Origin of the sequence: Collinsella sp. TM05-38 (assembly GCF_003466445.1) — a bacterium.
GTDB lineage: Bacteria > Actinomycetota > Coriobacteriia > Coriobacteriales > Coriobacteriaceae > Collinsella.
In genome coordinates, this window is sequence record NZ_QSPM01000022.1 from 1624 (window position 1) to 2127 (window position 504).

Consider the following 504-nt stretch of genomic DNA (forward strand, 5'->3'; position numbering starts at 1 on the left):
AACACTTTAACTCGAATGGGGGGCAGGAGCCCGTCCGGTAGATGTCCGCCAGGATACGTCCCCGCAGCACCCGGTCCCCGGGGTCGCACCCGCGTACCTTGAGAGCCGCATAGCGATAGGAGAGAGATGGAAGATACTTCTTCCAGACTCGATTCTTTTCTGCGATTTATCAGACAGAATGATAGCAATCATTCATCCGATCCAAACAAGAAGAATTCACTTATAAATGAGTGAGGAGCATCTGATCGCGAGCACAGTGAAACACACTGTGCCGCGGTATGAGATACCCGAATTGCGACATACGAGCGCTATTCATGATATCGATTAATTAACTTTAGCGACACGTGGATATCCCGCGGGCCCGGGAGCGGTCCCGCAAGATACCACGGGCGCACGGCGGATGCCTTGGCACAGGGAGCCGATGAAGGACGCGGCAAGCTGCGATAATCCCCGGCGAGGAGCACACATCCTTCGACCCGGGGGTCTCCGAATGGGCGAACCCAT